Source organism: Bradyrhizobium sp. UFLA05-109, from assembly GCF_054185165.1.
In genome coordinates, this window is record NZ_JBBIAR010000006.1 from 93117 (window position 1) to 110209 (window position 17093).

Annotated in this window: 14 protein-coding genes; 4 read left to right on the forward strand and 10 right to left on the reverse strand. The window is 64.2% G+C overall.

The window, feature by feature from the left end; genetic code table 11:
* Positions 1 to 101: 101 nt before the first annotated feature.
* The 4 genes from Q3C01_RS05870 to Q3C01_RS05885 form a co-directional block, all read right to left on the reverse strand.
* Positions 102 to 3197, reverse strand: a complete 3096-nt coding sequence (locus tag Q3C01_RS05870) for a MexW/MexI family multidrug efflux RND transporter permease subunit (RefSeq protein ID WP_458144388.1) — start codon at positions 3195 to 3197, stop codon at positions 102 to 104.
* A gap of 71 nt (positions 3198 to 3268) precedes the next feature.
* Positions 3269 to 4459 (reverse strand): efflux RND transporter periplasmic adaptor subunit, encoded by a 1191-nt coding sequence (locus Q3C01_RS05875; RefSeq protein WP_458144389.1) that lies wholly within the window; start codon positions 4457 to 4459, stop codon positions 3269 to 3271.
* A 1-nt stretch (position 4460) separates the two neighbouring features.
* Positions 4461 to 5147 (reverse strand): TetR/AcrR family transcriptional regulator, encoded by a 687-nt coding sequence (locus tag Q3C01_RS05880; RefSeq protein WP_458144390.1) that lies wholly within the window; start codon positions 5145 to 5147, stop codon positions 4461 to 4463.
* An 87-nt stretch (positions 5148 to 5234) separates the two neighbouring features.
* A complete protein-coding gene (locus Q3C01_RS05885; RefSeq protein ID WP_458144391.1) occupies positions 5235 to 5903 on the reverse strand; it encodes a GntR family transcriptional regulator in 669 nt (222 codons plus the stop codon).
* A gap of 128 nt (positions 5904 to 6031) precedes the next feature.
* Between Q3C01_RS05885 and Q3C01_RS05890 the strand changes: the two genes are divergently transcribed.
* A complete protein-coding gene (locus Q3C01_RS05890) occupies positions 6032 to 7000 on the forward strand; it encodes a DMT family transporter (RefSeq protein ID WP_458144392.1) in 969 nt (322 codons plus the stop codon).
* 16 nt (positions 7001 to 7016) lie between these two features.
* Here Q3C01_RS05890 and Q3C01_RS05895 read toward each other — a convergent pair whose 3' ends face one another.
* Complete coding sequence (locus tag Q3C01_RS05895) at positions 7017 to 7607, reverse strand: thiamine pyrophosphate-dependent enzyme (RefSeq protein WP_458144393.1); 591 nt, start codon at positions 7605 to 7607, stop codon at positions 7017 to 7019.
* Complete coding sequence (locus Q3C01_RS05900; protein ID WP_458144394.1) at positions 7604 to 8143, reverse strand: phosphonopyruvate decarboxylase; 540 nt, start codon at positions 8141 to 8143, stop codon at positions 7604 to 7606. The genes Q3C01_RS05895 and Q3C01_RS05900 overlap by 4 nt, the downstream gene beginning before the upstream one ends.
* A 104-nt stretch (positions 8144 to 8247) precedes the next feature.
* On the opposite strand from Q3C01_RS05900, the gene Q3C01_RS05905 reads away from it, so the two are divergent.
* The 3 genes from Q3C01_RS05905 to Q3C01_RS05915 all read left to right on the forward strand — a co-directional run bounded on the left by Q3C01_RS05905 (position 8248) and on the right by Q3C01_RS05915 (position 12171).
* Positions 8248 to 9468 carry a cytochrome P450 gene (locus Q3C01_RS05905; protein WP_458144395.1) on the forward strand — a complete coding sequence of 407 codons (1221 nt, stop codon included), beginning with the start codon at positions 8248 to 8250 and terminating at the stop codon, positions 9466 to 9468.
* A gap of 18 nt (positions 9469 to 9486) precedes the next feature.
* Positions 9487 to 10161: an ion channel gene (locus Q3C01_RS05910; protein WP_458144396.1), complete on the forward strand. Its 675-nt coding sequence runs from the start codon at positions 9487 to 9489 to the stop codon at positions 10159 to 10161.
* Between the two features lie 630 nt (positions 10162 to 10791).
* Positions 10792 to 12171: a Spy/CpxP family protein refolding chaperone gene (locus tag Q3C01_RS05915; protein ID WP_458144397.1), complete on the forward strand. Its 1380-nt coding sequence runs from the start codon at positions 10792 to 10794 to the stop codon at positions 12169 to 12171.
* 226 nt (positions 12172 to 12397) lie between these two features.
* Here the strand turns inward: Q3C01_RS05915 and Q3C01_RS05920 are convergent, their stop codons facing one another.
* The 4 genes from Q3C01_RS05920 to Q3C01_RS05935 are packed head-to-tail and all read right to left on the reverse strand — an operon-like array spanning position 12398 to position 17007.
* Positions 12398 to 13261, reverse strand: coding sequence for a sugar phosphate isomerase/epimerase family protein (locus Q3C01_RS05920; RefSeq protein WP_458144398.1), 864 nt, complete (start codon positions 13259 to 13261; stop codon positions 12398 to 12400).
* Positions 13261 to 14451 carry a dihydrodipicolinate synthase family protein gene (locus Q3C01_RS05925; RefSeq protein ID WP_458144399.1) on the reverse strand — a complete coding sequence of 397 codons (1191 nt, stop codon included), beginning with the start codon at positions 14449 to 14451 and terminating at the stop codon, positions 13261 to 13263. The genes Q3C01_RS05920 and Q3C01_RS05925 overlap by 1 nt, the downstream gene beginning before the upstream one ends.
* A 10-nt stretch (positions 14452 to 14461) precedes the next feature.
* A complete protein-coding gene (locus tag Q3C01_RS05930; protein ID WP_458144400.1) occupies positions 14462 to 15613 on the reverse strand; it encodes a Gfo/Idh/MocA family protein in 1152 nt (383 codons plus the stop codon).
* Positions 15610 to 17007, reverse strand: a complete 1398-nt coding sequence (locus tag Q3C01_RS05935) for an enolase-like domain-containing protein (RefSeq protein ID WP_458144401.1) — start codon at positions 17005 to 17007, stop codon at positions 15610 to 15612. The genes Q3C01_RS05930 and Q3C01_RS05935 overlap by 4 nt, the downstream gene beginning before the upstream one ends.
* Positions 17008 to 17093: the final 86 nt, after the last annotated feature.

The window sequence follows — 17093 nt, forward strand, 5'->3', positions numbered from 1 at the left end:
TGCCCCGGTGCAACCTTTGCGCGGCACAAGTCTAGCACGGGACAAGAAAAAAGCGGCAATGGCGATGGCCATTGCCGCTCCTCACCTTGGATTGAACGGCCTCAGGTCGGCCGCAGCGCGCTGGAGCCGACGTCCAGCGCCTCGATCTGCTTGTTCCGCTCCGATTCGGTCTTGGCGCGGTGGTCGGTCGCGAGCACCACATAGACCGCCGGCAGCACGAACAGCGTGAACAGCGTGCCGATCGACATGCCGGCTACGACCACGAGACCGATCGAGAAGCGGCTGGCCGCACCCGCACCGGTCGCGGTCAACAGCGGAATCAGGCCGGTGACCATCGCAGCCGTCGTCATCAGGATCGGCCGCAGACGGATACGGGCCGACATTTCGATCGCCGAACGGCGATCGAGCCGTTCGTTGACCTGCAGCTCGTTGGCGAACTCCACCATCAGGATGCCGTGCTTGGTGATCAGGCCGACGAGTGTCAGCAGGCCGACCTGGGTGTAGATGTTCATCGTCGCGGCGCCGAAGAACAGCGGGATCAGCGCACCGACGATCGCCATCGGTACCGAGATCATGATGACCAGCGGATCGCGCAGGCTCTCGAACTGCGCCGCCAGCACCAGGAAGATGATGATCAGCGCGAAAGCGAAGGTGATCGCGAGCTGATTGCCTTCCTGCACGTATTGCCGGCTATCGGCGAGATAGTCGTGGCTGAAGCCTTGCGGCAGCTTCTTGGCCTCGCCTTCGAGGAAGTCGACCGCAGCGCCAACGGTCACGCCGGGCATCGGCACGGCCGAGAAGGTCGCCGAGTTCAGCTGATTATAGTGCGTCAGGGAGTTCGGTTCGGTCGAGGTCTCGATCGACAGCACGGTGGACAGCGGAACCTGCTGGCCCGTGTTGGTCGTGACGTAGTAACCGTCGAGCGCCTCCGGCGAGAGCCGCTTCTCCCGCGGAACCTGCGGGATCACCTGGTAGGAGCGTCCCTCCAGGTTGAAGCGGTTGATATAGTTGCCGCCGAGCAGCACGGCCAGCGCGCTACCGACGTTCTGCATGTTGATGCCGAGGTCCTGCGCCTTGGTACGATCGATCTTCACCTTCACCGTAGGCTGGTTGAAGGCGAGATCGCTGTCGGAGACGATGAACATGCCGCTCTTGCGCGCGGCGTCCTTCAGCTTCTCCATCTGTTCATAGACGGTCTGGAAGCCGGCGGTCGAATTGATCACCATCTGCACCGGCAGGCCTCCCGGCCCACCCGGCAGCGGCGGCAGGTTGAAGGCGAACGCCTGCACGCCCTCGATCTTGGAGAGCTCACCCTGCACCAGCGGCTTCAACTGGATCGACGAACGCTTGCGCTCGTCCCACGGCTTGAGCAGCATGCCGGCAATACCGCCCTGCGGGCCGTTGATGCCATTCAGCACGAAGCGCAAATCGGTCTCGGGGAAGCTTTGAAACTTCTTGTCGAGCTTTTCGCCGTAGAAATCGAGATAGTCGATATTGGCGTATTTCGGCGCCTTGGTCACCGCAAACACGATGCCCTGGTCTTCTTCCGGCGCCAGCTCCTTCGAGGTGTGCATATAGAGGAAGCCGACGAGGCCGAGGATCGTCACCGCGAACAGGCCGGTCACCGCCTTGTAGTCGAGCGAGCGGTCGAGCCTGCGGCCGTACCAGCGCGTCACGGCGCCGAACACCTTGTTCACGAGCTTGGCGAAGCGGCCCTCTTCGGTGTTCTTGAGCAGCACCGAGCACATCATCGGCGACAGCGTCAGCGCGATGACTCCCGACACGATCACCGAGCCCGCGAGCGTGAACGCGAATTCGCGGAACAGCGAGCCGGTGAGGCCGCCAAGGAAGCCGATCGGCGCGTACACGGCAGCGAGCGTTATGGTCATCGAGACAACGGGGCCGACGATCTCGCGCGCGCCTTGCAGGGCCGCCTGCACCGGTGTCTTGCCCTCCTCCAGATGGCGGTGGATGTTCTCCACCACCACGATGGCGTCGTCGACCACGAGGCCGATCGCGAGCACCATCGCGAGCAGCGTCAAGAGGTTGAAGCTGAAGCCGAATGCGAGCATCAGCGTACAGACGCCGATCATCGACAAGGGAATCGTGACGACGGGAATGATCACCGAGCGGAACGAGGCCAGGAACAGGAAGATCACCACGATGACGATAATCACGGCCTCGCCCAGCGTCTTCTCGACCTCGTCGATCGAGGATTGGATGAACTTGGTCGAGTCGTAGGCGACCTTCATCTTCATCGACGGCGGCAGGTTGCGCTCGAGCTCGGGGAACAGCGCGCGCACGCCCTTCACCAGCGTCAGCGGGTTGCCTTGCGGAGTGGCCTGCACGCCGATAAAGATCGCGTGCTCGCCGTTGAAGGCGACGCTCGCATCCGTGCTTTGCGCAGCAAGCTCGACGGTCGCGATGTCCTCCATCCGCACGAAGCCGCCGTCCTTGGCCTTGACGATCATCTTCCTGAACTGGTTGACGTCGGTCAGGCCCGTGTTCGTCGAGATGTTCGAGACGATCAGATAGCCCTTGGTCTGGCCGGCCGCCGACTGGAAGTTGTTGGCGGTGATCGCGGCCGCGATGTCCCCAGGCGACACGTTGCGACCGGCCATCTTCACGGGATCAAGCCACAGCCGCATCGCAAAGGTCTGACCGCCCAGAATGTCGGCCGACGCCACGCCGTCGACGGTCGACAGCACCGGCTGCACCACGCGCGTCAGATAGTCCGAGATTGCCGAGCCCGACAGCTCCTCCGAGGAAAAGCCGAGATACATCACGGCCGTGGTCTGGCCCGTCGTCTTGGTGACGATCGGGTCGTTGGATTCCTTTGGGATCAGATATTTGACCGAGTTCACCTTGGCGAGCACCTCGGTGAGCGCCTGGTTCGGGTCGAAGTTCAGCTTGATGTAGATCTGGATCGTCGAGGTGCCCTGCACCGAGGACGAGGTGATGTAATCGACGCCTTCGGCCGAAGCGACCGCCTGCTCGATCGGCGTGGTGATGAAGCCCTGGATCAGGTCGGCGGACGCGCCGGGATACACCGTCGTGACGTTGACGACCGTGTTCGACAGTTTGGGATATTGCCGGATCGGCAGCACCATCGCCGCGCGCAGGCCGATCAGCAGGATCAGCAGGCTGACGACGACCGACAGGACCGGTCGCTTGATGAAGATATCGGTAAAGGCCATTGCGGCGATCTCGAATTCGTTGGCTTGAGTGGCGTGATCCGGCGTCAGGCCGGATCACGCGAGCGCGTTAATCAGTAGCGCGGCGGCTGCGCCGGAACGGACGGCGCCGGATCGGACGAAATCGCCACCGCCGCACCCGATTGCAGCTTGAGCTGGCCGACGGCGACGACCTTGTCGCCCGGCTTCAGGCCCTTCAGGATCTCGACGCGGCCCTCGACCCGATTGCCGGTCTGCACGAAGGTACGCACCGCGGAGAGGCTGGTCTTGCCGTCCTCGCCCTGCTTTTCGGTGATGACGAACACCGAGTCGCCATAAAGCGTGTAGTCGACCGACGTCTCCGGAACGGTGATCACGGGCGGCTTATCGGGCAACACGACGGTGGTGGTCACGAACATGCCGGGCTTGAGGATCTTGTCCGGATTCGCAATCGTCGCCTGCACGCGGATGTTGCGGGTGTCACTCGCGATCTGCGGCTCGATGGTGGTGATCTTGCCCTCGAAGACGCGGCCCGGATAGGCGTCGACCTTCAGCCGCACGGTCTGGCCGACCTTGAGATTGCCTGAGTCCTTCTCCGTCACGGTGAAATTGGCCCACAGCACCGACAGATCCGTGAGCGACACGATGGCCGTGCCCGCGGTGAGATATTGGCCTACCTCGACCTTGCGCACGCCGAGATCGCCGGAGAACGGCGCCCGCACCAGCTTCTGCGAGATCAAGGCTTCCGTCTTGGCGATGCCTGCCATCGCCTGATCGTAGGAGGCTTGCGCCTGGTCGACGGTCGCCTGCGGCCCGAACTGGCGTGAGGCGAGCTGCTTGGCGCGATCGAGCGAGAGCTGTGCGACGGTTGCCTGCGCCTTGAAGTTGGCGAGGTCACCCTGCTCCGGCGCGTCGAAGAGCTGCACCAGCGGCGTGCCTTCCTCGACATGCGCGCCCGGCTCGAACTTGATCTCGGTGACTCGGCCGTTGACGTCGGCGGTGACATTGACCTGATGCACGGCGGCAAGCTCGCCGACCGCGGTCAACAGGTTCGGCACCGCCTCGGACTTCGCCTCAGCCGCGCTGACGCTCACCGGCGGCGGCTTGTTGTTGGCGAAGAACTGCTTGATCATCTGGCCACGGAAAGAATTGAACCAGACCAGCCCGCCGACGAGTGCGCCGAGCAGCAAACCGACAATGATGAACCAGCGCACCGGCTTCACCGGGCGCTTGGGTGCCTTGTCGATCGGTTCGCCCGATATCTTGTGTTCAGCCACGATGTTCATGTCATGCACTTTCTGCAATCGCCGCTTCACCGGCACCCGGCGCCAAACCGCGGCCCAGATGCGAAGCAATTGCGGCGTCGTTAAGTCCGATACCTCTCAGGAGAAACTCACAGAGCTGCCGCTCCAGATCGTCCGCCTTGCTGTAGGCGAGGCAAGGCGTGGCCGGCAGCCTGGTCAGCGCGGCCGTCATCACCGAATGGTGCGCGAACCAGAACAGGTTGAGCGGCGCCGTTGCACAGGGCCTCGCATCACCAGCGGCGACCGCGCGCTCCAGCGAGGCGACGAAAACGGCTCCGATCAGATGCTCGATCTTGGCATATAGCAGACGGGCAAATTCGCCATCATCCAGATGGCTAGTGACCATCAGCCGCAGGCGCTGCGCCTCCTCCTGGTCCGGTCCATCCGCGATCGCGACGAAATGCTGGACCATGCCGCGGATCAACTCGACCAGGGTGGCCGTTGACGGCTCCCGTTCCAGCAGCTCCATCAGAGCGGGATCGGCCTCGCACTCGTCGCTGAGGATCTCGGCATAGAGCGCCGCCTTGGACGGGAAATGCTTGAACAGCAGCGCCTCGGAAATGGCAGCCGCGGCCGCCACGCTCTTGGTCGTGGTGCCGGTATACCCGTGACGGGCAAAACAACGTTTAGCGGCACCGAGGATGAGTTGCCTCCTCAGGTCGCTCGTCATACGCAATGAGCTCATGTTAGTGAGTAAGCACTCACCCACGCAAAAGTCAAGCCATTTGCTGCACCGCAACCTGCGTGAGGTGGAATTTTAGCGCGCCCCGACGATCGCAAATCCCCGAGCACGGAGGCCGCGTCGATCCGCGTCCAGCGAGCGGAGCAGACGATCCCGCGTATCGCGCACATGTGCAGCGGATTCGCGTGCAGCCTCCTCGGGTTGCCGGCTGCGAATATAGCCGAGGATGCGCCGATGCTCGCTCCAAGCCTGCTCGCGCGAGGACTCGGTCCAGACCTCGAGCCAACGGGCTCGGGAGAGTCTGGTCATAACGCCCTCAATTGCCGTCACGAGAAATTTATTGCCGCTGAGGCGGGCGACCTCGACGTGGAAATCGGTGCCGACTTTGTGCCACTCCTCGCGCGGCACGTCGGGACGGCAGGCGTTGAGCATCTCTTCGATGGCATCGAGATCTGGGAGCGACGCGCGCGCGCAGGCAAGCTGGACCGCGGTCACCTCAAGCGGTTCGCGGAATTCAGCCAGCGCTTCAATTTCACCAAGGTCGATCGGGGCCACGGTCCAGTTCCGCCCCTCCCGCTGCACCAGCCCCTCGCCCTCCAATCGCGCCAGCGCGGCACGAATGGGCGTGCGCGAGCTCTGGAAGCGACCTTCCAGCCAGCGCTCACTCAGACGCTCGCCGGGCCCGAGGTCCAGCGAGAGAATCATCTCCCTGAGCTGATCGTGGATCAGCAGCATCTGCGACACGCCGAAATCTCCAGCCTTTCGCGCGCGATTTGCCGCTCGCCATCGTGAGCAATGGTATCCTTTTTTGGTATCCCATTCCATCCATTTTTGGTATCCCAAATTGGAGTCCCAACGAAAGTGAGTGAGAGATGACGGCGGCCACGGACAACGAAGAAATACCAGGTGCAGTCAGCACCGCCCGCCCGACGTCAGCCGCTCACAACCTCGTCGGTGTCGGCCTGGCGGCCGTCGCGGCGATCGCGTTTTCGCTGCGCGCGATCTTCGTGAAGCTTGCCTATGAGGACATGAGCGATCCCGTGACGCTGCTGGCGCTGCGGATGATCTTCTCGCTGCCGTTCCTGGCAGCGGCGCTCGCGCTTCACCGCCGTTCCACGGCTGCTGCGGCCCCGCTCACAAAACGCGACGCGCTGGCCCTCGCGGCGCTTGGTTTCATCGGCTACTACCTGTCGAGCTTTCTCGACATGTTCGGACTGCAATTCGTGGCCGCCGGGATCGGCCGCCTGCTGCTGTTCCTGTATCCGACGATCGTGGTGATCATTTCCGCTCTGGTTTTGGGCAAGCGAATTTCTCAGCGCGAAGTCGTTGCGCTGCTGATCACCTATGCGGGCGTCGCGCTGGTGCTTTCCGGCCAGCTCGACACGCCGAACCCAAACTTCTGGCTGGGGGCTTTGCTCGTGATGCTCAGCGCGGTCACCTTCTCGATCTATCTCGTCGGCAGCGGCGAAGTCGTTGCCAGACTCGGCTCGATCCGTTTCACGGCCTACGCGACCGCCGCAGCCAGCATCTATTGCATCATGCAGTTCCTGCTGCTGCGGCCGTTGAGCGCGCTCGTGCTGCCCGTTCGCGTCTACGAGCTCGTGCTGGCCATGGCGGTGTTCTCAACCGTGATGCCCCTGTTCATGATGGCGGAGGCACTGCGTCGTATCGGCGCGAGCCGCGTCGCAATGATCAGCGCACTGGGACCGGCCGCAACCGTCGTCTCCGGCTATCTCGGCCTCGATGAACGGATGACATGGGTGCAGACGATCGGCGGCATCCTGATCGTGTCGGGCGTGCTCATCGTCGCCGCCCACGTCCGCAAGCTGGACGGGAAGTGACCGGCCGAGCAGCGAGCTAGATCGGCGGGAACCCGAGGTCGCCGCGCAGCCGGTTGACGATGTAGGTCCCGTCGCGCGTGGGCAGGATTCGCTCCAGCTCGGCGCTGTCGATCTTCACATTGGCAAAGCGGGGGCCGGCCGAGATGTCGTGGACGGACGCGGCGAAGGCCTCGACCTCTGCCATGGTGGAGATCGCGCGGCTGTCCTTGATGTCACAGGCCTTGGCAATGCCGACGAGATCGGCAGCCGCCGAGGTGTGGCTGGTCTGGCCACCCGTCTCGCCATAGCGCTCGTTGTCCAGCACCACGATCGAGAGGTTGGCGGGCTTCTGCAGGCCGATGGTGGCAAGGCTGCCCATCCCCATCAGCATCTCGCCGTCGCCGGTGATGACAAGCACCGGCAGTTTTGGCTGGGCCAGCGCCAGCCCCAGGCCGATCATCGCGGCGCCGCCCATGCCGCCCCAAAGATAGAAGTTGCGCGCGTGGTCGCCGGCCGCGTTGATGTCGTTGGTGGAGGCCCCTAAGCCGCCGATCGCAACCACATCCTTGCGGTTCGCAAGCAGCGCAGTGACCACCTGACGGCGATCGAGGAGATTGGTCTTGCTCATTTGGTGAAAACCTTGGCGCCGATCAGGCGCTGCGACAGGAGGACGGCGGTCGGCGTCAGCGCGTTGTAGGCCTGCGCCGCGGCGGCCTCCAACACGGCCGGCACTTCGGTGGCGTGCGATGCACGCAGCACCTGGACGCCGGAGAGTTCGAACACGCCCTGCGTGGTCGATCCCATCGGCACCTGCCAGGGATTGAACTCGCCCCATTCGCCGCGCATCGTCACCAGTGTGAGGAACGGAAAGCGCAAGATCGGCACCAGCGACAACATGTTGATGCAATTGCCGACCCCGCTCGACTGCATCAGCAGCACGCCGCGCTGTCCGCCGGTCCACGCGCCGGCGAGCAATGCCACGCCCTCCTCCTCGGTCGTCAGCGGAATGCCACGCATGGTCGAGGACGCGAGCACGCGCTTGATGAGTTGAGAGTGTCCGGCATCGGGCACATAAGGCACCTGCCGGACCTCGAAGCGCTCCAGGACCGCGAAGATCTCGTCAGGCCACGATGGCGGGGCATCAGCATCAGTGCGCGCGTGCATTTTGGTGTCCAGTCGGCTAGCAAGTCGGAAGAAGTCTAGACGGACGCTTGCGTCGTTCGAAGAACAATAACGGCATATCGGCTTTAACCGGTGAGTATAGCGGGATGAACGCACACGCGAGAGAGCTGGCGGCGAGCTTCGATTTGGAGAGGCTGACGCCCGAGTTCTACGACAACCCCTACCCGACCTATCGTGCACTGCGGGAGAACGAGCCGGTCAAGCGCCTGCCGAACGGCACGGTGTTTCTGACGCGCTATGACGATCTCGTCACTACCTACAAGAACACGAGATCATTCAGCTCGGACAAGAAGAAGGAGTTCGCGCCGAAATACGGCGCCTCCCTGCTCTACGAGCACCACACCACGAGCCTCGTCTTCAACGATCCGCCCGCGCACACCCGCGTGCGGCGCCTGATCATGGGCGCGCTGTCGCCGCGCGCCATCGCCAGCATGGAGGGTGATCTCATCGCACTGGTCGACCGGCTGCTCGATGCCATCGCTGCCAAGGGCGACTGCGAACTGATCGGCGACTTCGCCGCCTCCATTCCCATCGAGGTGATCGGCAACCTGCTCGACGTCCCCCATGACGAGCGCGAGCCGCTGCGCGACTGGTCGCTGGCGATCCTGGGCGCGCTCGAGCCAGTCGTCTCGCCGGAAGCTTTTGCGCGCGGCAACAAGGCCGTGAAGGATTTCCTCGCCTATCTCGCGACGCTGGTCGCACGGCGCCGCCAGAAGCCCGGCACCCCCGAGCGCGACGTGCTGACGCGCCTGATCCAGGGTGAGGATAACGGCGAGCGGTTGACCGAGACCGAGCTGCTGCACAATTGCATCTTCCTGCTCAATGCCGGCCATGAGACCACCACCAATCTGATCGGCAATGGCCTCGTGGCACTCGACCGCCATCCGGATCAGAGGCAGCGGCTGATCCAGAATCCCGACCTGATCAAGACGGCGGTCGAGGAGACGCTGCGCTATGAGAGCTCGAACCAGCTCGGCAACCGCATGACCACCGAGCCCGTCGAGCTCGGCGGCGTGACGCTGGAGGCCGGCACGTCGATCACGCTGTGCATTGGCGCTGCGAACCGCGATCCCGCGCAATTTCCCGATCCCGAAGTCTTCGACATTGCGCGCACGCCGAACCGGCATCTCGCCTTCGCCACCGGTGCGCATCAATGCGCCGGCATGGCGCTGGCGCGGCTGGAAGGCGCGATCGCGATCTCGCGTTTCCTGGCGCGCTTCCCGGACTATACCTTGCGCGGCCGACCGTTGCGCGGCGGACGCGTCCGCTTCCGTGGCTTCCTGAGCGTGCCGTGCTCGATCGGCTGATGCGTGGCGAGGACTCACATGAGCATCGAGAGCTTGCGTAAGCGTTGGGCGGATCCCCTCTTGACGATACTGACGGGACTTCTCGTCGTCATGATGTTCGTCGTTTCGCCGCTCCAGGCCCTCGGGATCTTCGCCTTCCAGGTGTCCGAGCTCGTACTGGCCCTGCTGCTCGTTTGCGGCATCTTCATCATCTCGGGGAGCCCGGTCGCTGTCGCGGCGATGCTGCTCGCACTCGTCATGATCGTCATCGGCGCCGTCCTGCGATTCCACTCGCCCTCGCTGCTCGACCTGAACCTCTTCGCCGGCTCATGGTTCATCCTCGGCAGCACAATGGCCTGGGCGGTGGCGCGTGCGACCTTTGCGCCCGGGCGCATCAATTTTCATCGCGTCATCGGCGCCGTCCTGCTCTATCTCACGGTCGCCGTGATCTTCGCAGCCCTTTTCACCTTCGTCGGGTCGCTCGTGCCGGAAGCCTTTTCCGGCATGAAAGTGCAAGATAGTCCGGCGCTGGCAAGCCAGGTGATCTACTTCAGCTTCGCAACCATGACGACGACCGGCTACGGCGACGTTGCACCCGTGCATCCCATCGTTCGCAGCCTTTGCAATCTCGAGGCCATATTCGGACAGCTCTATCCTGCAACCCTGCTGGCGAGGCTGGTGACGCTGGAGCTCGAGCACCGCGACAAGGAGTGAATTCGAACTTGTCGTGCATTCCCGGCCAGAATGCTTAGGGAAAACGAGCTGGGGTGACGGTCGCCTGCGTCGCAACACCGCAAGGCCGGCGGCAGTCGGCAACGAACGATTTCGCCACCTGCGCGTTGGATGGTTGCGGGCGAGTGGAACGAGCGTGGAGTTGCGGTCATGCTTCCGCGTGGCGTTTGTTTTTCGGCGTTTTTGGTTAGTATCTCGATGATCGCGGCGAGCCTCAGTGCGTCCGCCCAGGCCCCCCATGGAAGAGGTGGACCGCCGGCACCGGCTGCCCATCCAACCGCGCCACCTGCGATGCCCCACCCGGCGGCGCCGCCAGCCATGGCACGCCCTGCCGCGCCGGCGTTCCATCCACCGGCCATGCCGCAGCGACCAGCGATGGCGCCACATCCGGCGCCTCACTTCGCTTCACCGCCGCCACGTCCGGCCCCGCACTTCGCTGCGCCGCCGCCGCGAGCAGCCCCGCACATAGCGGCCCCGCGTCCTGAATTCCATCGCCCGCCGGCAGCGCCGCAACGTCCCGCCATGGCCCCGCGGCCGACGCCGCATATCGCCGCCCCCTCGCGCCCGAGCGCGCCACCGGCCGTGAGCGCGCGGCCATCGCGACAGGAGCAGATGGAACAGCGCGCGCAACAGCATCAGCAGCAGATCCAGCAGCGCCAGCAAACGGCGCAGCAACGGCAGCGCGAAACGCTGTCGCGCCAAAGCGCGGAACGTCAAACCCGAATCGATCGGATGCAACAGCGCGTGCAACAATTGCAGTCGCAGAAGCCGGAAGGCCTGCGGGCGCAACGTACGCAGCAGCGACAGCTGCAGACGCAGAACCGCCTGCTGCAGCGCGAGCAGGGCATGCAGCAGCGCGATCAGGCGCGCCTGCAACGGTTGGGACCTGAGCCCAACGCAGTTGGACGAGCCGCCGCTGTGCAGGCCGCCGAGCGCGGGCGATTTGCAGAGCGTTTCCGCGAGCAGGCCGATCCCCGAAGCCAGGCGGCGCTCCTCGCACGGCAGAGCGGCTGGGCTCCCCGGCAGGCATGGCGGCACCGCCATGCCGCGGCCTTCGTGGCGTGGCTTGGGCCGGTGTTCTGGCCGTATGCCTATTCCGATATTTTCGACTACACGTTCTGGCCCTACGCGTACGACCCCGGCTATTGGGCCTATGCCTACGACGACTTCGTCGACACCGTGTTCTGGGGCGGGGATGGCGCCTATTCCGCCTATGCCAGCACCAACCCGTATGACTATCCGCAAACCGGTGGGAGCTACCGCGCACGGCGGGGCTCGAGCGCAAGCCCGCAGGCGCTCCGGCAATTGTGTGACGCTCCGGACAAGGGAGTGACCGCCTGGCCGTTCGCGTCGATCACGCAGGCCGTCCGGCCGACGCCCGAGCAGCGCAGCCTGCTGGATGACCTGAAGACCGCCGCGGCGCGGGCTGCCGATAAGTTCAAGCAATCCTGCAACGATACCTATGCGCTGACGCCACCCGGCCGCCTGCGCGCGATGACGAGCCGTGTCAGCGCCACGCTCGAAGCGGTGAAGATCGTTCGCCCGGCGCTCGAGAAGTTCTACGGTTCGCTCAGCGACGAGCAGCAGGCTCACTTCAACGCGCTCGGCCCCAATGTCGGCGAGCGATCGCCACAGCAGCCCCCGCAGCAGGAAGCGAATGCCCAGGGCGAGAGCTGCGGCGATCCGAAATCAAGCCTGACGCAGCTGCCGATCGAACGCATCGATGCAGTGGTACAGCCGGACGGCAAGCAGAAGGAAGCGCTCGACCGCCTGAGCGACGCGACAAAACAGGCGGTTCAAGCACTGCAAGCTGCCTGCCCCGATCAAGTGCCGCTGACACCTGTCGGACGGCTGGAAGCCATGCAGAAGCGGCTCGAAGCCATGCTGGAGGCGGCCAATCGGGTGCAGCCCGCGTTGGACGAGTTCTATGCGACGCTGAGCAGCGAGCAGAAGGCGCGCTTCAACACGATGCCGCGGACGGCAAGCCAATGATTGCCGGCAGCCCCTAGAGCGTGATGAGATTAGGCTTGATTGCGGCTACAAAGCAGGTGCGCTCGCTCCCCCGCCTGCGGGGGAGGGCTGGGGAGAGGGTGTCTCCACAGTGGACAAGCCCCAAGCGGAGAGAGCCCTCACCCGGCGCTACGCGCCGACCTCTCCCGCAAGCGGGAGAGGTTAAGCAGGCCCGAGTCCAATCGATTCAACCAAAACCCATCGCGCCTTAAACCACGCTCCGGTGCCGTTCGATGCAGGTGCGCAGCACCTCATCCATCGGCTTGTCCCACCAGTCATTGGAGAAGATCTCGATCTCGGAATAGCCGGCATAGCCCTGGGCCTCGACTGCGGCACGCACAGATTTGATGTCGATGACGCCGTCGCCCATCATGCCGCGGTCGTTGAGGATGTCCCTGGTCGGCACCAGCCAGTCGCAGACGTGGAACGCCAGCAGGCGGTCTTGGCCCGCGCGCGCGATCTGGGCCAGCAGCTCCGGATCCCACCAGATGTGATAGACGTCGAGCGCAACGCCCAGCATGCCGCTACGGCCCGGGTCGAGCCGATCGCAGATGTCGAGCGTCTGCTTCGTCGTGTTCACACAGGCGCGGTCCGCGGCATAGGCCGGATGCAAGGGCTCGATCGCAAGCGGCAATTCCGCTTGTCTGGCGTAATCGAGCATTTCAGCGAGAGCATCCTCAACCTGCGCACGCGCTGCGACGATATCTTTCGAGGCGCCACTGCCCGGCCGTGAATATTGCGGCAGACCGCCGACGACCAGCACGATGCAGGAGGCGCCGAGCGCCTTGGCTTCGTCCACGCAGCGGCGATTGTCGTCGCGCACCTCCGTGCGGCGCGCAGCGTCAGACGTGAACATGCCGCCGCGGCAATAGCCTGAAAGCTCCAGCCCGGCGTCGCGCACCGCGCGGACGGCACGATCGAGCCCGACGGCTGCGACCTGATCGCGCCAGGGATCGATGGCGCGGATGCCGTGCCGCGCGCAGGCCTCGATGATGGCGACGAGATCGCCCTGCCTGCGGACCGTCGCCGTGTTCAGCGACAGCCAGCGATGATCGGAAGAGAAATCGCGCATCAGGCCTCGATTCCGCGCCAAGCCATTACTGTCTTCATCCGCTGTGTCGCGGCTTCCGGATTGGCGAGCAGCCCGGCTTGGTCGGCGAGCCGGAACAGTTCTGCCAGATGCAGCGTCGAGCGCGCGCTCTCCTGTCCGTCGACCATGGTGAAATGATCCTGATGGCCATTCAGATAGGCCATGAACACCACGCCGGTCTTGTAGAAGCGAGTCGGCGCCTTGAAGATGTGGCGCGACAGCGGCACCGTCGGCCCAAGCACATCGTGGAAGCCGGCCTCATCGCCGACCGCCAGCCGCGACAGCGCATAAGAGGCCGCAGGCGCGATGGCATCGAAGATGCCGAGCAGTGCGTGCGAAAAGCCCTGTTCATCGCCGGCGATCAGTTCCGCATAGTTGAAATCATCGCCGGTATACATCTTGATGCGCTTGTCGAGGCGACGGCGCATGTCGATCTCGCGCTGCTTGTCGAGCAGCGAGACTTTGACGCCATCGACCTTGAGGGCATTGCCTTTGATGATGGCGACGGCGGTGTCCATCGCCTTGTCCAGATCCCTGGTGCCCCAATATCCGGTGAGCGCCGGATCGAACATGTCGCCGAGCCAATGGATGATGACGGGCTCGCGGACTTGCGACAGCACCCGGTCATAGACCTTGGCGTAGTCGTCGGCATTGCGGCCGAGTTTTGCAAGCGCCCGCGAAGCCATCAAGATGATGCGGCCGCCGACCTTCTCGACCGCCGCAATCTGATCTTCATAGGCGCGGATCACATCGTCGAGGCTTTTGGCGTCCTCGACCGCGAGGTGATCGGTGCCTGCCCCCGAGAACACCAGCGCGTTACGCCTCTTTGCGGCCGCGACGGAGCGCGTAATCAATTCCAGCGATGTCGGCCAGTCCAGCCCCATGCCGCGCTGTGCGGTGTCCATGGCTTCGGCAACACCAAGGCCGAGATCCCAGACGTGCTCGCGGAAGGCAATGGTCTTGTCCCAGTCGATAGCGGCGGAGAGCCAGGGATCGTTGTCGGCGAGCGGATCGGCCACCATGTGTGCGGCCGAGAACGCAACGCGGTTCAGAGTGCCCTCGAGCTTTGCGGGGAAGCTGCGCGAGGCGGCGAGCCGATAGGTCTCGATCGAACGATCCGCCCTGGGCAACTTGAGCGACAATGACGACATCGGCGGGACTGGCTTGTTCATGGCTCCCTCCTCAGAGTTTGATCGGCGCGACGTCGATCCAGCGCCGCTCCTTCCAGCTCTTCAGCGCACATTCGGCGAGCTGTACGCCCTTGGCGCCTTCGAGCAGCGTGAACTTGTACGGCGCATCCTCGCAGACGTGCCGGATGTACATCTCCCACTGCTCCTTGAAGCCGTTGTCGTAGGAGACGTTGTCCGGCAGCTTCTGCCAGTCGCCGTAGAAATCGTGCAGGCGTTTCTCGTCGGGATTCCACACCGGCCGGGGCGTCGCCTGCCGCGCCTGGATCACGCAGTCGGAGAGGCCCGCCACCGCAGAGCCAAGCGTGCCGTCGACCTGGAAGGTGACGAGGTCATCGCGATAGACGCGCGTCACCCAGGACATGTTGATATGGGCGATGATGCCGCCCTTGAGCTGGAAGGTGGCGTAAGCTGAATCATCGGCCGTCGCCTTGTACTTCTGCCCCTGCTCGTCATAGCGCTCGGGAATGTCGGTATTGCCGATGCAGACCACGCTCTCGACGTCACCAAAGAGATTGTCGAGCACGTAACGCCAGTGGCAGACCATGTCCAGGATGATACCGCCACCATCCTCATTGCGATAGTTCCAGGATGGCCGCTGGGCCTCCTGCCAGCCGCCTTCGAACACCCAATAGCCGAACTCGCCGCGCACCGAGAGGATGCGGCCGAAGAATCCGGAATCGCGCAGGAACGCGAGCTTCTTCAATCCTGGCAGGAACAGCTTGTCCTGCACCGTGCCGTGCTTGACGCCTTTCGCGTTCGCGAGCCGCACCACTTCGACAGCTTCCTCGAAGCTGGTCGCAATCGGCTTCTCGCAATAGACGTGCTTGCCGGCGTTGATGGCGCGAGTCAGCAGGTTCGGCCTCGCCTGCGTGGTCGCGGCGTCGAAGAACACGCTGTCGTTCTTGTCGGCGAGCGCCGCATCGAGATCGGTGGTCCAGCGCGCGATGTTGAACTGTTTGGCCAGCCGCTCGACCTTGTCGACGCTGCGGCCGACCAGGATCGGGTCGGGCATCACGCGATCGCCGTTCTTCAGCTTGACGCCGCCCTGGTCGCGGATCGCGACGATCGAGCGGATCAGATGCTGGTTGAGCCCCATGCGGCCGGTGACGCCGTTCATGATGAGGCCGAGGCGTTGCGTGGTCATGCCAATTGCTCCTGAAGTGATCCTGGCTCTTTGAGCGGTGCCAGCGCCGACCAGTCCGGATGGACCGACGTCGCAAAGGCCGGTGTGACGAGCGATCCCGTGCAAAGATCGCCGTCGTGAATGGAAAGGCGGATGCCCTGTCCAGCGTCGGCATAGAGATCGGGATGCGCGGCAGCGAACGCTCTTGCCTCGGCCGAGGGCGCATCGCCGAAGCCGTCGACATAGTGATGGCCGTTGCGCTCGGCATGGGCAATGCCGATGAACGCGCCGAGGGCGAGATCCTGCTGCAGTGCCAGGCCCGCCTGGCAGGTCAGATCCTCGCTGGTGATGAAGAACCTCTCCCGGCCCGCGCTCCACTTCGCCGCACGTGTCGCGTTGATGATCGACTTGTAGAGGCCCTTGCAGGATTTCGACGAAATACCGTGATAGCCCAGCGCCCGCGCCGCGGGGAACGCATCGTAGGTATCGTCGGCCTCATCGATGATGAAGCTGCGTGCCGCGAGCGAGCCGAGCGGCGTTTGCCGGGTGATATCGCGGGGCATCGGCTGCTCGATGTAGAGCAGTCGTGCCGCGATCGGCCGCAGCGCTGCGTCGCGGTCGAGCCGATCAATCAGAACGCGCAGCGTGGCGGGATCGGCGTATTGTTCGTTGGCGTCGAGCGAAACCATGTAGTCATGCCCGAGCGTCCGAAGCTCGGCGCCGATGCGCGCCAGCCGCTTCGCATCATCTTGCGGATCACCGGAAAGCTTGAGCTTGAAATGGCGCGCCCCGCCGTTTTCCTGCGCATCGGCGACGCCGCCCTTCCCTTCGATGGCGTCGTCGAGACCAACCGTATGCCTGACCGCGACCCGCGCCAGCGGCTTACGGTCGCCGAGGAATTTTGCGATGTCGGCGCGGACCAGATCGGGCGCAAGCCGGGCATCGACACCGGCGATGTTCTCGGTCATGCCATCGAAGAAACTTGTCCCGACCGCCCGCAGCAGCGCATCGAGAACGGCCTTGTCGATCTCGGCGGGGCCGTAGGCAGCCGCAAGCGCTGGGATATCGCTTTTCGCGCAGGCGGCAACATGCGCACCGATACAGGCGGCGTGCAGGCCGAATGCGGTATGGAACCCCGATTGCGCCAGATAGAGCCCTCGCGCGATCCCAAGCGAACGCCGGAGGTCATCGACGGTCTGTGCCGGCGAGCGATCCGGCCGCTTGTCGAACCATTTCGGCACCAGCAGCTCGGCGCTGGCGCCGACCGCAACGCCTCTGCCCTCGACCTCGATCTCGGCTCGGACGAAGAGCTGGGGCGTTGCGTTGATCGTAATCGCGCCAAAGCGGAACGACCTCGCAAAACGCACGGGACGTTCGAAGAATGCGATGTCTCGCAGCTTCAGGCGCGGGGGCATGGTGTTACAACGAAGCGAAGTGAACTTGAGGCGAGCGGTATAGCCGCGGGCGACGCGCCTCTCCCGCTTGCGGGAGAGGTCGGCGC

Coding starts and splice junctions, on each gene's coding strand:
- Q3C01_RS05870 (WP_458144388.1), bottom strand. CDS start 3,197: ATGGCCTTTACCGATATCTTCATCAAGCGACCGGTCCTGTCGGTCGTC.
- Q3C01_RS05875 (WP_458144389.1), bottom strand. CDS start 4,459: ATGAACATCGTGGCTGAACACAAGATATCGGGCGAACCGATCGACAAG.
- Q3C01_RS05880 (WP_458144390.1), bottom strand. CDS start 5,147: ATGACGAGCGACCTGAGGAGGCAACTCATCCTCGGTGCCGCTAAACGT.
- Q3C01_RS05890 (WP_458144392.1), top strand. CDS start 6,032: ATGACGGCGGCCACGGACAACGAAGAAATACCAGGTGCAGTCAGCACC.
- Q3C01_RS05895 (WP_458144393.1), bottom strand. CDS start 7,607: ATGAGCAAGACCAATCTCCTCGATCGCCGTCAGGTGGTCACTGCGCTG.
- Q3C01_RS05900 (WP_458144394.1), bottom strand. CDS start 8,143: ATGCACGCGCGCACTGATGCTGATGCCCCGCCATCGTGGCCTGACGAG.
- Q3C01_RS05905 (WP_458144395.1), top strand. CDS start 8,248: ATGAACGCACACGCGAGAGAGCTGGCGGCGAGCTTCGATTTGGAGAGG.
- Q3C01_RS05910 (WP_458144396.1), top strand. CDS start 9,487: ATGAGCATCGAGAGCTTGCGTAAGCGTTGGGCGGATCCCCTCTTGACG.
- Q3C01_RS05915 (WP_458144397.1), top strand. CDS start 10,792: ATGGAACAGCGCGCGCAACAGCATCAGCAGCAGATCCAGCAGCGCCAG.
- Q3C01_RS05920 (WP_458144398.1), bottom strand. CDS start 13,261: ATGCGCGATTTCTCTTCCGATCATCGCTGGCTGTCGCTGAACACGGCG.
- Q3C01_RS05925 (WP_458144399.1), bottom strand. CDS start 14,451: ATGAACAAGCCAGTCCCGCCGATGTCGTCATTGTCGCTCAAGTTGCCC.
- Q3C01_RS05930 (WP_458144400.1), bottom strand. CDS start 15,613: ATGACCACGCAACGCCTCGGCCTCATCATGAACGGCGTCACCGGCCGC.
- Q3C01_RS05935 (WP_458144401.1), bottom strand. CDS start 17,007: ATGCCCCCGCGCCTGAAGCTGCGAGACATCGCATTCTTCGAACGTCCC.